This window comes from Apilactobacillus kunkeei (assembly GCF_001421115.1).
GTDB lineage: Bacteria > Bacillota > Bacilli > Lactobacillales > Lactobacillaceae > Apilactobacillus > Apilactobacillus kunkeei_F.
The window spans coordinates 24346-37380 of sequence record NZ_JXCW01000002.1; the positions used below are offsets into that span (position 1 = coordinate 24346).

Annotated in this window: 13 protein-coding genes; 10 read left to right on the forward strand and 3 right to left on the reverse strand. The window is 37.3% G+C overall.

What is annotated here, in order from left to right; translation table 11 throughout:
- Positions 1–159: 159 nt before the first annotated feature.
- The 5 genes from RZ55_RS01425 to RZ55_RS01445 all read left to right on the forward strand — a co-directional run bounded on the left by RZ55_RS01425 (position 160) and on the right by RZ55_RS01445 (position 4814).
- A complete protein-coding gene (locus tag RZ55_RS01425) occupies positions 160–600 on the forward strand; it encodes a DUF1934 domain-containing protein (protein ID WP_051592206.1) in 441 nt (146 codons plus the stop codon).
- Between the two features lie 88 nt (positions 601–688).
- A complete protein-coding gene (rpoE, locus tag RZ55_RS01430) occupies positions 689–1225 on the forward strand; it encodes a DNA-directed RNA polymerase subunit delta (protein ID WP_373301492.1) in 537 nt (178 codons plus the stop codon).
- 188 nt (positions 1226–1413) lie between these two features.
- A complete protein-coding gene (locus tag RZ55_RS01435) occupies positions 1414–3030 on the forward strand; it encodes a CTP synthase (protein ID WP_057175587.1) in 1617 nt (538 codons plus the stop codon).
- A 161-nt stretch (positions 3031–3191) separates the two neighbouring features.
- Positions 3192–4466 (forward strand): UDP-N-acetylglucosamine 1-carboxyvinyltransferase, encoded by a 1275-nt coding sequence (locus tag RZ55_RS01440; protein WP_034532472.1) that lies wholly within the window; start codon positions 3192–3194, stop codon positions 4464–4466.
- A gap of 102 nt (positions 4467–4568) precedes the next feature.
- Positions 4569–4814: a type B 50S ribosomal protein L31 gene (locus RZ55_RS01445; protein WP_034534394.1), complete on the forward strand. Its 246-nt coding sequence runs from the start codon at positions 4569–4571 to the stop codon at positions 4812–4814.
- Between the two features lie 43 nt (positions 4815–4857).
- Here RZ55_RS01445 and RZ55_RS01450 read toward each other — a convergent pair whose 3' ends face one another.
- On the reverse strand, positions 4858–5319 hold the full coding sequence (locus tag RZ55_RS01450) for a low molecular weight protein-tyrosine-phosphatase (RefSeq protein WP_053792470.1): 462 nt from the start codon (positions 5317–5319) through the stop codon (positions 4858–4860).
- A 201-nt stretch (positions 5320–5520) separates the two neighbouring features.
- On the opposite strand from RZ55_RS01450, the gene RZ55_RS01455 reads away from it, so the two are divergent.
- The 4 genes from RZ55_RS01455 (at position 5521) to RZ55_RS01475 (ending at position 10475) form a co-directional block, all read left to right on the forward strand.
- Positions 5521–6891, forward strand: a complete 1371-nt coding sequence (locus RZ55_RS01455) for a UDP-N-acetylmuramoyl-tripeptide--D-alanyl-D-alanine ligase (RefSeq protein ID WP_057175588.1) — start codon at positions 5521–5523, stop codon at positions 6889–6891.
- Between the two features lie 168 nt (positions 6892–7059).
- Positions 7060–8586: a DEAD/DEAH box helicase gene (locus tag RZ55_RS01460; protein WP_034532475.1), complete on the forward strand. Its 1527-nt coding sequence runs from the start codon at positions 7060–7062 to the stop codon at positions 8584–8586.
- 102 nt (positions 8587–8688) lie between these two features.
- The gene (gene alr / locus RZ55_RS01465; protein ID WP_053792472.1) at positions 8689–9807 is read left to right on the forward strand and encodes an alanine racemase; all 1119 of its coding nucleotides are present in this window, start codon (positions 8689–8691) and stop codon (positions 9805–9807) included.
- Between the two features lie 314 nt (positions 9808–10121).
- A complete protein-coding gene (locus tag RZ55_RS01475; protein WP_034532478.1) occupies positions 10122–10475 on the forward strand; it encodes a type II toxin-antitoxin system PemK/MazF family toxin in 354 nt (117 codons plus the stop codon).
- A gap of 57 nt (positions 10476–10532) precedes the next feature.
- Here the strand turns inward: RZ55_RS01475 and cbpA are convergent, their stop codons facing one another.
- Both cbpA and RZ55_RS01485 read right to left on the reverse strand, forming a co-directional pair.
- The gene (gene cbpA / locus RZ55_RS01480; RefSeq protein WP_053792474.1) at positions 10533–11174 is read right to left on the reverse strand and encodes a cyclic di-AMP binding protein CbpA; all 642 of its coding nucleotides are present in this window, start codon (positions 11172–11174) and stop codon (positions 10533–10535) included.
- Positions 11175–11325: 151 nt separating this feature from the next.
- Entirely contained in the window at positions 11326–12276 is a 951-nt protein-coding gene (locus RZ55_RS01485) for an L-lactate dehydrogenase (RefSeq protein WP_034532480.1), read from the reverse strand.
- 190 nt (positions 12277–12466) lie between these two features.
- Here RZ55_RS01485 and pth point away from each other — a divergent pair, with 190 nt between their 5' ends.
- The gene (pth, locus tag RZ55_RS01490) at positions 12467–13024 is read left to right on the forward strand and encodes an aminoacyl-tRNA hydrolase (RefSeq protein ID WP_034532481.1); all 558 of its coding nucleotides are present in this window, start codon (positions 12467–12469) and stop codon (positions 13022–13024) included.
- Positions 13025–13035: the final 11 nt, after the last annotated feature.

Sequence of the window (13035 nt, forward strand, 5' to 3'; positions counted from 1 at the left end):
TTACCTCCTTACTATCTATATATAAGTTATTTATGCTTATTATAACAAAGTTTTAAATGAAATAATTAATTTTCCGACCATTAATTAATGCATTTATGGACATGTCCGTATATAATATTAGTTTGTGATATATGAAATGAGGGAAGGTGAGTCAGTGTGATGGATAAAAATGAAAATGCTCAAAAGGTTGTTGTGAACTTAAAGACAACTATTTTCCAAGATGCAGAGCGCGAAGACTTTATATTTGAAGAAGTGGGTAGCCTGGTTCAAATGAACAACGGACTATACCTTCGCTTCACCGAACATCAAGATAATCAAGCAGTAGCAAACGTTACTTTGAAAATTACCGATGAACATGTTCAATTAACTCGCCAAGCCAATGGTGGACATCACTCTAGAATGATTTTTGATGAAAACAAAGATCACGACACAATTTACCAAACTGAGTATGGTCCAATAAAAATTTTGGTCAAAACAAAAGAGTTAAACTACGATTATAATGAAGATATAATGAATGGTAAGCTTGGGATTGACTATGAATTACATTCTGGCGGAATGATTGTAGGAGAATACAATCTTACATTGCAATTTTCTGCTTAAAAAGGTATGATATTAATAGTATTTTGAAAGGACGTGCACCGATTTGAAATTACAAGCCTTAGAAGGTAAAGACAAAAAAGAATTATCAATGGTCGAAGTTGCTCACGCAATTCTTTCTGAACGTGGGGAAGTAATGGCCTTTGCTGATATCGCCAACGAAATCCAAAAATACTTGGGTGATTCTGATGAAGAAATTCGTAAACGATTGGTACAGTTCTACACAGATATGAACGTTGATGGTAGTTTTATTTCTTTAGGTGATAATCTTTGGGGACTAAGAACTTGGTATCCATATGATTCAATCGATGAAGCTACAGTTCATCCTGAAGACGAAGATATCGATCGTCCTAGAAAGAAAAAGCGTCGTAAGGTTAACGCATTCTTAGCTGATGCTTCTGATGATGATGATGTTATCGATTACGATGATGATGATCCAGAAGACCAAGACGACGAATTTGAAGATGCCGATGAAGGTGTCGACGAAACCGACAAGTATCACAAAGATTTAGATGAAATTGACGAAGAGAACGATGTTGACGACGATAACATCCCTGATGGTATCGAAGGCGAATTGTCAGAATTACACGATGATGACGATGACATCGACGATGATTCTAAAGATTAATTTTTCCTAGAAATAATAATTATATTTCTTGACTATAAACCTAGAACAATGTAATATTATTTTTGGGCTCCTTACAAAAGAGTTTGTAAGGACAATTGATCGATTATAGTAATCAATGACTCCCTATTCTCAATGAATAGGGAGTTTTTAATTTTTACCCTAATAGATTTTATGAGGAGTTTTTTTACATGACTAAATATGTTTTTGTTACTGGTGGGGTTGTTTCTTCACTAGGAAAAGGAATTGTTTCTGCATCACTAGGACGTTTATTAAAAAACCGTGGAATCAACATTACTATTCAAAAGTTTGATCCATACGTTAACGTCGACCCAGGTACTATGAGCCCATACCAACACGGTGAAGTGTTTGTTACTAATGATGGTACTGAAACTGACCTTGATTTAGGTCACTATGAACGTTTCATTGATAATGACTTAAATAAATACTCAAATGTAACTACTGGTAAAATTTATTCAGAAGTATTGAGAAAAGAACGCCGCGGTGACTACTTGGGTGCAACTGTTCAAGTTATTCCTCATATCACTGGTATGATTAAAGAAAAAATCATGCGTGCAGCTAAGGTATCAAACGCTGATATCGTAATTACTGAAATTGGTGGTACTGTTGGTGATATCGAATCACTACCATTCCTAGAAGCTATTCGTCAAATGAAGAGCGAAGTAGGGGATGAAAATGTATTCTACATCCACACCACTTTAATTCCTTACTTACGTGCTGCTGGCGAAATGAAGACTAAGCCAACACAACACTCAGTTAAAGAACTACGTGGTTTAGGTATCCAACCAAACCTATTAGTTGTTAGAACTGAACAAGACGTCACTGATGCAATGAAGAGAAAGATTGCTCTATTCTGTGACGTTAAGCCAGAAGCTGTTGTTGAATCAAAAGATGCTCCAACACTTTACACTGTTCCATTGATGCTAGAAGCTCAAGGTATGGATCAACAAGTTGTTGACCACTTTGGTATTGATGCTCCTAAGGCTGACATGACTGAATGGAAGGCACTAGAACAAAAAGTACAAAACTTAAAGAATGTTGTTAACATTACTTTAGTTGGTAAATACGTAAAACTAAAGGATGCTTACATTTCAATTACTGAATCATTACGTCATGCTGGTTACCCAGTTGATGCAAAGATTAACCTAAAGATGTTAAATTCAGAACTAGTTACTGAAGATAACGTTGAAGAATTACTTGGCGATGCTGACGGTATTATCGTTCCTGGTGGTTTCGGTGACCGTGGTATCGAAGGTATGATTACTGCAGTTAAGTACGCTCGTGAAAACGACGTGCCTTACCTAGGTGTATGTTTAGGTATGCAAATTGCAAGTATCGAATTTGCTCGTGATGTATTAGGTTACAAAGATGCTAACACTACTGAAATTGACCCAGAGACTCCACACAAGATCATTGACTTAATGGCTGACCAAGCTGATATCGATGGTATGGGTGGTACTCAACGTCTAGGTTCTTACCCATGTAAGCTAAAACCTGGTACTGTAACTGCTGCAGCTTACGGTAACAAAGCTGAAATTTCAGAACGTCACAGACACCGTTACGAATACAACAACGAATACAGAGAAGAAATGGAAGCTCACGGTCTAGTTATTGCCGGTACTTCTCCAGATGATCACTTGGTAGAAGTTGTTGAAATTCCTACTAACAAGTTCTTCGTTGCTGCTCAATACCACCCAGAATTCCTATCACGTCCAACTAGACCTGAAGGATTATTCAAGGCATTCGTTGCAGCTGCACACGAACAACATGAAGAAAACAACAAATAATATGTTTTACAGAAAAGGCCAGGAAATTTTCCGGCCTTTTTTGTTGATTTTATTAAATGTATGTTTAATTTAGCCTAAACTATTGTATTTTTAATATTTATTATTTAATATTGTTATTGTTCACTATTATTTAGTGAAACTGTAAGCGAGGAATTTAAACAATGAATAAAATGATAATAAAGGGCGGCCATCGTTTATCTGGTAATGTGACCATTGGTGGAGCTAAAAATAGTACTGTTGCATTAATTCCAGCAGCTATTCTAGCCGACACACCAGTGCAATTCGACATGGTGCCAAACATCTTAGATGTACACAATCTAATGGTGATTTTGGAATCAATGAATGTCTCATCAGATTTTGCCGATGGAATATTAAACGTCGACCCAACAACAATAAATGAAAGTGCCTTACCAAGTAAGGCAATTAAAAGTTTAAGAGCATCATACTACTTCATGGGAGCACTATTAGGACGCTTTGGTCGTGCTAAGATTACTTTCCCTGGTGGAGATAACATCGGTCCTAGACCAATTGACCAACACATCAAGGCTTTCGAAGCAATGGGGGCAAAGGTTGAAAATGATGGGGATGAAATCATCATCACAACCGACGAAGATGGTTTACACGGAGCACAAATCTTTTTAGATGTTGTGTCAGTGGGGGCAACCATCAATGCTATTTTAGCTGCCGTTAAAGCCAAGGGTTCAACTGTCATCAGAAATGCTGCCAAGGAACCAGAAATTATTGATGTCGTTACATTCTTGAATAACATGGGTGCCAAGATTAGGGGAGCTGGTACAGATGTGATTAGAATCGAAGGGGTTGAATCACTTCGTGCCAAGAACACTCACATCATTATCCCTGACAGAATCGAAGCAGGTACATACCTATCCATGGCTGCAGCCTACGGTGACGGTGTGAAAATTCAAAACGTGATTCCAGAACATTTGGAATCATTCATTGCTAAGTTACAAGAGATGGGTATTGATCTACAAATTAATGAAGATAGTATCTACGTTCCAAAGACTGAAGAACTTAAGAACATCGAAATTAAGACAATGCCATATCCAGGATTTGCCACTGATTTACAACAACCAATTACGCCACTACTACTAATGGCCGCTGGTGATAGTACAATCATTGACACTATTTATCCAAAGAGAACCAAGCACATCTCAGAACTAAAGAAGATGGGTGCCAAGATTAGATACGATGAAGGTAACGGTACCATCATCGTAAGTCATACTGACGCACTTGTTGGTTCAAAGATTGAAGCGGGGGAAATCCGTGCCGGAGCATCAGAAATGATTGCTGGTTTAATGGCACAAGGAACCACTGTGATTGATAATGCAGACAACATTTTACGAGGCTATGACAACATCATTGATAAGCTAACTAATCTAAATGCTGTCGTTGAATTAGTTAACGACGAAAGTTAATTTTCGTGTTGAATTAACTTCTATTTAGTGTTACTATAATCAAGTCGACTAAACGATAATCTCTGAATCAACATATGATACAGGGCAAAGGAGCGATTTATAATGAAACAAGGAATTCATCCAGAATACCACCAAGTGGTATTCCAAGATACAAGTACTGGTTTTAAATTCATGGCTGGTTCAACTATGAACTCAGCTGAAACTATCACTATGGATGATGGTAATGAATACCCATTAGTACGTCTTGAAATTTCTTCAGATTCTCATCCATTCTACACTGGCCGTGAAAAGTTCACTCAAGCCGATGGTGCTGTGGATCGTTTCAACAAGAAATACGGTTTCAAGTAAAGATAAAAAAAGACATATCCGTTTCGGATATGTCTTTTTTTTTTTACATATTTAACACATAGTCAATCCATTTTGGCATCGCTTCGTTAATTTGATTAAAGGTTAAATCAAAGTTACCGGTATACCAAGGATCTGCGATTTCTTTACCCTGCATTCCATCGATAACATCTAAGCAAAGATGAATCTTGTGGGCTTGGTCCTTAGGAGCCCAGTGAAGCAGGTTGTTCATGTTTTCGTAATCCATTCCAATGATTAAATCATATTTTTGGAAATCAGATGATTCGATTTGTCTTGAATGTTGACCTGCATAGCTAATTTGCTTTTGGTCCAACAATTTACGAACTTCTGGGTGTGGCGGATTACCGATTTCTTCGGTACTTGTCGCAGCAGAATCAACCGCGATTTCATTTTCCAATCCACGCTCTTTTACGATCTTGCTAAAAATGGCCTGAGCCATTGCAGAACGACAAACGTTTCCATGGCACACAAATAAGACTTTTTTCAAAGTAGTCACGTCCCCATTAATTATTATCCATTAAACATATTAACAGTGTTTTGACAATTAGTTAATAGTTTTTATAAGACCTCATTAAAAACAAAGGATTGTCTCATAATGGATTGGCAAAACGGGTTTAAAATAATTTCTCGTTTCATGTTATAATATGTGTAACACTTATCGAACTGATGAAATGGAGATTTATTAGATATGAAAATGTCACTTACAGAAGTTGCTCGTGCTGTTTCTGCGCAAAATGATATTAGCGAATATGAAGATATTGATATTACTAGTGTTGCTTTTGATAGCAGGGAACTAACAGACGGGGCACTATTTGTGCCACTTGTTAGTCAAAACGATGGTCACGACTACATTCAAAGTGCAATTGATAATGGTGCCGTAGCAACTTTCTGCCAAAAAGACCACGAAAATGATCCAACAGATTTTCCAATTATCGTTGTAGATAATACATTAGAAGCACTACAAAGATTAAGCCAATACTACTTGGCTAAAATTAATCCTAAGGTTGTCGCAATTACTGGAAGTAATGGAAAGACTACTACCAAGGATATGGTGGCTTCAGTATTATCCACTCAATTCAACGTCACTAAGACTCATGCCAATTTCAACAACGAAATTGGTGTGCCAATGACCATTTTAGATATGGAACCAAACACCGAAGTATTGGTTGTTGAAATGGGCATGGATCGTCCGGGGCAACTAGATTTCTTGAGTCACTTAGTTGAACCAGACGTTGCAGCCATCACAATGATTGGTGAAGCTCACATTGAATTCTTTGGTACTCGTGATAAGATTGCTGATGCCAAGATGGAAATCGTCAACGGATTAAAGGAAGATGGTATTTTCGTTTATAACGGTGACGAACCACTATTAGCAAGTCGCAGCGAATCACTACCATTCAAACGCACTTTTGGTTTGAATAAAGATGATGATTTTTATGCTTACGATATTGCTGGAACAGAAGTACAAACCACATTTAAGGTTAATAAGTATTCAGATGTTGAATTCAAGATTCCAATGATTGGTGAATACAATGTTAACAACGCATTGGTAGCCATTACCATTGGTGACCTTTACAGAATTAGAGAAGAAAACATTCAAAAGGCATTATTGAATGTTAATTTGACTAATAACCGTACTGAATGGATTGAAGGAAGTAAACACGAAATGATCCTTTCAGACGTTTATAATTCAAATCCTACTGCTGTTAAAGAAGTAGTGAACGCATTTACTCAAGAAAAGATTGATGGCCGTAAAATTGCCGTTTTAGGTGACATGTTGGAATTAGGTGATCAATCAATTCAATTACACGAATCATTAGCCGAAGTATTAGATCCAAAAGAAGTGCAAAGTGTGTACTTAATTGGTCCTGATATGAAGTACTTGTACGACAAGTTAAGCTCAGTTTATCCATCAGAAAACCTTTTCTACTTTAAGTCCGACCAATTGGATGATTTATACGATCAATTAAATGCTGAAATTTATGAAGGCGACCAAGTACTATTGAAAGCTAGTCACGGAATTCATTTAGAAAAACTATTAGATAAACTAACAAATTAATATAGGTAATTCATTTGCTAATTTGACCCAAAAGGGTTATATTAGTCTAGTTACATTTTTTAGAACACGGAATTTTTATAATCAAGTGATTAGCGCATTAACGGGAACGGACTCTTCCTTAGCTAATGACGGTATTATATTGAATGTTTCGTTTAGGAGGAAACATATTTGAAGTTTAGAGAATTAGGTCTTTCAGAAGATCTATTAAAAGCGATTGAAGACAAGGGTTTTAAGGAAGCCACTCCAATCCAAGCAGAAACAATTCCTTTATCCCTACAAGGTAAGGATGTTTTAGGACAAGCACAAACAGGTACAGGTAAGACAGCTGCTTTTGCTCTTCCTATTATTGAACACGTTGATTTAGACAATCCAAACGTGCAAGCTTTAGTTATTTCACCAACTCGTGAACTAGCTATTCAAACTCAAGGCGAAATTAGTCGTTTCGGAAAAGAAAAGGGCGTTAAGGCTGTATCGGTTTTTGGTGGTTCTGACATCAGAAGACAAATCCAAAGCTTAAAGCGTAAACCACAAGTTGTTGTGGGTACTCCTGGACGTTTATTGGATCATATCAACAGACGTACATTAAAATTAGACCATGTTAAGACATTGGTTCTAGATGAAGCCGATGACATGTTGGACATGGGATTCCTAGATGATATTGAAAGCATCGTAAAACAAGTTCCAGAAGAAAGACAAACATTGTTATTCTCTGCAACTATGCCACCACAAATCAAACGTGTTGGTGTTCAATTCATGAAGGACCCTCAACAAGTTACTATCAAGGCTAAAGAATTAACTACTGATTTAGTTGATCAATACTACATCAGAGTAAAACAATTTGAAAAGTTTGATATCATGACTAGATTCTTTGATATCCAAGCACCTAAGGTAACTATCGTATTCTGTCGTACTAAACGTCGTGTTGACGAAGTTTCTAAGGGACTTCTACTACGCGGATACCGTGCAGCAGGAATTCATGGTGACTTAACTCAAAACCGTCGTTCACAAATCATGAAGGACTTCAAGCATGACAAGGTTGACGTTTTAGTTGCAACCGACGTTGCTGCTAGAGGTATTGATATCTCAAGTGTTACTCACGTATACAACTACGATATTCCTCAAGATTCAGAAAGTTACGTTCACAGAATTGGTCGTACCGGTCGTGCTGGACGTCATGGTGTTTCAATGACTTTTGTTGAACCAAACGAAACTAGTTACTTAAGAGATATTGAAAAGCTAACTAAGGTTAGAATGTTACCTCTTAAGCCACCTTCAGCTGATGAAGCATTGAAGGGTCAACTAGAAGTAGCCACTAAGGAAATTGGTTCATTAATCGAAAAGACTAAGATGGAACCATTCTCAGAAGCTTCTGACGAATTGTTAGAAAAATACGATGCTAAGGAATTAGTATCAGTGCTATTAAGCAAGATGACTAGAAACCAAGTTAAGGTTCACATCACTGCTGAAAAGCCACTTCCTAACAAGAATAAGCGCGGTCATGGTGGTGGATATCACCGTGGTGGTGGCAACCGTCGTGGCGGTTTCAAACGTGGTGGTAACAGAAATGGTGGCGGCAACCGTCGTCGTTACAATGGTAATGGCGGTGGCAACCACCGAGATGATCACAAGAAGGGTAACCGTTCATCAAACCACAAACGCCCAAACAAGTCATTCACAATTAAAAACAAAGATTAATAACAAAAAAGCTGTTGATATGAAAATTTGTCAATAGCTTTTTTTTACATAAAGAACTACAATAAAAGGAAATGCCCATTATTAATTGGAGGAAAGATTAATATGGTAGTAGGAACTCATAGAAATGCACAAATACTAATTAGTAAGAGTGCTTTATATCATAATATTAGTAACGAAAAGAAACGTTTAAAAAATAACGAATACTTATTCATGGTCGTAAAGGCCAATGGATATGGCCACGGGGCGGTCGCAGTAGCACACGAAGCGAAGAAGGCCGGCGCCGATGGTTTTTGTGTAGCCATTTTAGATGAAGCATTACAACTAAGGGATGCTGGTTTTGACGAACCCATCCTAGTGTTAGGAATCACCGATGTAGAACATGCATCATTAATGGCAGAAAGAAACATTTCGGCCACTGTCTCATCCATTGATTGGTTGAGAGCAGCCGATGAACAATTAGCTCAAAAAGATCTACCAAAGCTAAATGTTCATATCGGTTTGGATACTGGAATGGGGAGAATTGGTTTTCAAGACAAAGATTCACTTAAAGAAGCGGTTGCTTTCTTGAATCAATCGGATAACTTGAACTTTGAAGGAATCTTTACACACTTCTCAACCGCTGATACACATAACGTAAAGTATTTTGATTTGCAAGTTGAACGATTTAATGATTTAATTTCTGTTATAGATACATTACCAAAGTATATACATGTGTCTAATTCAGCTACTAGCTTGTGGCATAGTGAGTTTAACTGCAACATGATTAGATTTGGTGTTGCTGGATACGGTTTAAATCCATCTGGTGGGGAACTAGACCTACCATACGAATTAAAACCAGCACTTAGTTTAACAACAGAAGTTGTCTACTGTAAGAAAATTGATGCAGGCCGTTCAGTTGGATATGGCGCGACGTACACATCCAAGGAACCTGAATGGATTGCCACAGTTCCAGTTGGTTATGCCGATGGAATCGTGCGTGCATTACAAGGCTTCTCACTATTAGTGAACGGCAAGTTCTGCCCAATCGTTGGTAGAGTTTGCATGGATCAATTAATGATTAAACTAGACGAACCAGTGAAGCCGGGCACAAAAGTTACAATTGTGGGTCAAGACGGTAAAGAAAAGATTACTTTACAAGACATTGCGTCATATTGTGATACAATTCATTATGAAGTGGCTTGCTTACTCACTGATAGACTACCACGCATTGTGGTAGAATAACCCGTTTTAAGAGGATTAATCAATGCAATCTAAGAATCGATATGTTTATTCACTTCTAAGCACAGCTACATCAAGTAACGAAGCAAAAATATCACATCCTAGAATGAATGTTTCAATTGATACACATACTAGGATTGTGGTTAATCCATGTTTTAACGATTATTTGATAGTCCAGAATTTAATTGCTGGGTACACTGAGATGACCGATATTAATCGTGCTATTTCAAAGGAGTTCACTTTTTGTGAAACCTCAAGTGTGCATCACATTACGTTTTAGAATTCAGATGAATTCATTATAGATAGGGGATGTTAGAATGGCTAACGTTGAAATTAAACGTGGCGACGTTTTTTATGCTGACCTATCACCAGTTGTTGGTTCCGAACAGGGTGGAATGAGACCGGTATTAATCATCCAAAACAATATCGGGAATCACTACAGTCCTACCGTGATTGTTGCCGCAATTACTGCTAGAATTTCAAAGCCAAAGATGCCTACTCACGTAGCTATTAGTGCTGATAAGACCCGAATCGAAAAAGATTCAGTTATCCTATTAGAACAAATTAGAACAATTGATAAACAACGATTACATGATCGAGTAGATCACTTAAGTGATAAGTTTATGAAACGAGTGGACGAGTCATTGAAATTAAGTATTGGTGTACAGTAAAACATACATAAAAAAAGGATGCGAATTTAATTCGCATCCTTTTTTGTTTCGATAATGTTATTTCTCGTCCGCTAAATCTTCAATCTCTGCAATCTTAAAACCTTTACGTTCTAACGCAGCAGTGATTCGTTTTAACAATTTCTTATCTACCTCTTCGGGAAGGGTGAACATAACTCTATGTACCAATTCACCTTCTTGACCGTCTAAACTGATAACACTGGCGATTGCGGTGTACTTAGTGATGATTCTAGACATTGATTCTAGATCACCACGGTTACCAGGAGCTAGAACTGTAAGAACATAGCTGCCAACGTTTACGTTCCATGATTGTGAAAGCATGTCCAATAAACGGGTGTGGGTCAAGATACCGTAGAAACGATTATTATCATCCAATACAGCGATATAAGGTAAATCCTTAATCGAAAAGAAAATGTGGAAGAAGGCTGAATTAACATTGATGAACTTAGTGGCATTCTTTAATAATGTGGTAACAGGTTGAGACATATCACCACCGTTAGCTTTGTGACGGTAGATATGCATCTTGTAGATGTTACCTCTAAAGATTGTTCCAGTTTCGTCTAAGATAGGAATACATCTGTAACCAGATTCTTCCAACGTTTCAAGAGCTTGTTCTAATGAAACGTTTTCTGAAACGGTAACTAAACTGCCTTTAGGTTTAACCAATGACTTCAATAGCATAACATAACCTCCTTTTTAATTATTAGAATTTTTCTCATAATCTAATTTTAACATAAATTGATGACTTTGTGGCGATAAATCAACAATTGCCCAAAATAAAAAGCCGGGGAGCAAAGTGCACCTCGACTTAATATCTAATCAAGTTAATCGATTATTTTAAAGCTTCCATACCTTTTTCGGCAGTTTCCTTTAAGGTCTTACCTGAAGCTTCCATCTTAGCTTTTTCTTCATCGCTTAGAGGAACTTCGATAACTTGCTTAATACCTGATGCGTTAACAACAGCTGGAGTACCGATGTAGATATCGCTTAAACCATATTCACCGTTAACTGGAGCACCAACAGGTAGTACTGAGTTTTCGTCACGTAAGATAGCACGTGAAATTCTCATTAGGGCAGTTGCAACACCGTAGAAAGTAGCACCTTTCTTGTTGATGATTGTGTATGCCTTGTTTCTAGTTTCATCTTCTAATTGTAGTAAGTCATCTTTGCTTACGCCAGCATCTTTAGCTACGTCTAATAGAGGACGTGAACCAACAGTTGCTTCGTCAATAGCAGCAAATTCTGAATCACCATGTTCACCCATGATGTATGCGTTAATGTCAGCAGGGTTAACACCTAACTTCTTAGCAACAGCAACTTGGAAACGAGTAGTGTCCAATGAAGTACCTGAACCTACAACCTTTTCCTTTGGCCAACCTGAAAGTTTTTGAACACCGTAAGTTAAGATGTCAACTGGGTTAGCAGCAACTAAGAAAATACCCTTAAATCCTGACTTAACAACTTCAGGAACGATTGATGAAAGAATCTTTAGATTCTTTCCAACTAGATCTAGTCTAGTTTCACCTGGTTTTTGAGGTGCACCGGCAGTGATAACAACTAAGTCAGCATCTGCACAGTCACTGTAATCACCAGCGTAAATGTTCTTAGGAGCAGTAAATACTTGAGCATCTTCTAAGTCAAGTGCGTCTCCTTCGATACGATCTCTAATAATATCAACGATGACGAATTCTTCGCCTAGTCCTTGTTGCATCATAGCAAATGCGTATGAAGAACCAACGGCACCGTCACCAACTAAAACAACTTTTTGATGTTTTAAAGCCACAATAATCATCCCTTCAAAAACATATTTAAATCTACATCTGAATTATATCATTAATTTGGAAATTAGTAATTACAAAGCGCTAAAAAAACGAATAGTTTTCTATATTTCTATAAGCGACGGGATAAATATCGAATTGCATACTATGATATAATTTACATATTAATTGAGCGAAAAAAGGAGCGGATTTTTTATGAAGATGATTGTGGGATTAGGAAACGTTGGACCACAATATAAGGAAACCAGACACAACACTGGTTTTATGGTAGTAGATGAGTTTGCCGACAAGCATGGCGTTGAACTATCAACACAAAAGATGGAAGCAAAGATTGGATCAACTAACATTAACGGGGAGAAGGTTATGCTAGTTGAACCACTAACATTTATGAACGAATCAGGTCGTTCAGTTGGACCTTTAATGAAGTTCTTTAAGTTAGATTTAAGTGATTTAATAGTAATATATGATGATATGGATTTACCAATCGGTAAAATAAGATTGAGAAACCATGGATCAGCCGGTGGCCACAATGGAATTAAGAGTTTAATTGCTCATTTAGGCACCGACAAGTTTAACCGTATAAAGGTGGGAACAGACCACCCAACCAAGGAAAGCGTCGTTAACTATGTATTAGGTCACTTTACAGACGACCAAAAACCAGGATTAAACCAAGCAATTGACAACAGTGTTTCAGCACTAGAAGAATTTATCGATGGGGAAGAATTCAACAAGCTAGAAAACAAGTACAACTAATATTTAGAGGG

What these genes read in the sequence shown, in the direction of transcription:
- RZ55_RS01435 (WP_057175587.1), top strand. Translation starts at nt 1,414, where the DNA reads ATGACTAAATATGTTTTTGTTACTGGTGGGGTTGTTTCTTCACTAGGA.
- RZ55_RS01475 (WP_034532478.1), top strand. Translation starts at nt 10,122, where the DNA reads ATGGCTAACGTTGAAATTAAACGTGGCGACGTTTTTTATGCTGACCTA.
- rpoE (WP_373301492.1), top strand. Translation starts at nt 689, where the DNA reads ATGGTCGAAGTTGCTCACGCAATTCTTTCTGAACGTGGGGAAGTAATG.
- RZ55_RS01455 (WP_057175588.1), top strand. Translation starts at nt 5,521, where the DNA reads ATGAAAATGTCACTTACAGAAGTTGCTCGTGCTGTTTCTGCGCAAAAT.
- RZ55_RS01440 (WP_034532472.1), top strand. Translation starts at nt 3,192, where the DNA reads ATGAATAAAATGATAATAAAGGGCGGCCATCGTTTATCTGGTAATGTG.
- RZ55_RS01445 (WP_034534394.1), top strand. Translation starts at nt 4,569, where the DNA reads ATGAAACAAGGAATTCATCCAGAATACCACCAAGTGGTATTCCAAGAT.
- alr (WP_053792472.1), top strand. Translation starts at nt 8,689, where the DNA reads ATGGTAGTAGGAACTCATAGAAATGCACAAATACTAATTAGTAAGAGT.
- RZ55_RS01425 (WP_051592206.1), top strand. Translation starts at nt 160, where the DNA reads ATGGATAAAAATGAAAATGCTCAAAAGGTTGTTGTGAACTTAAAGACA.
- cbpA (WP_053792474.1), bottom strand. Translation starts at nt 11,174, where the DNA reads ATGCTATTGAAGTCATTGGTTAAACCTAAAGGCAGTTTAGTTACCGTT.
- pth (WP_034532481.1), top strand. Translation starts at nt 12,467, where the DNA reads ATGAAGATGATTGTGGGATTAGGAAACGTTGGACCACAATATAAGGAA.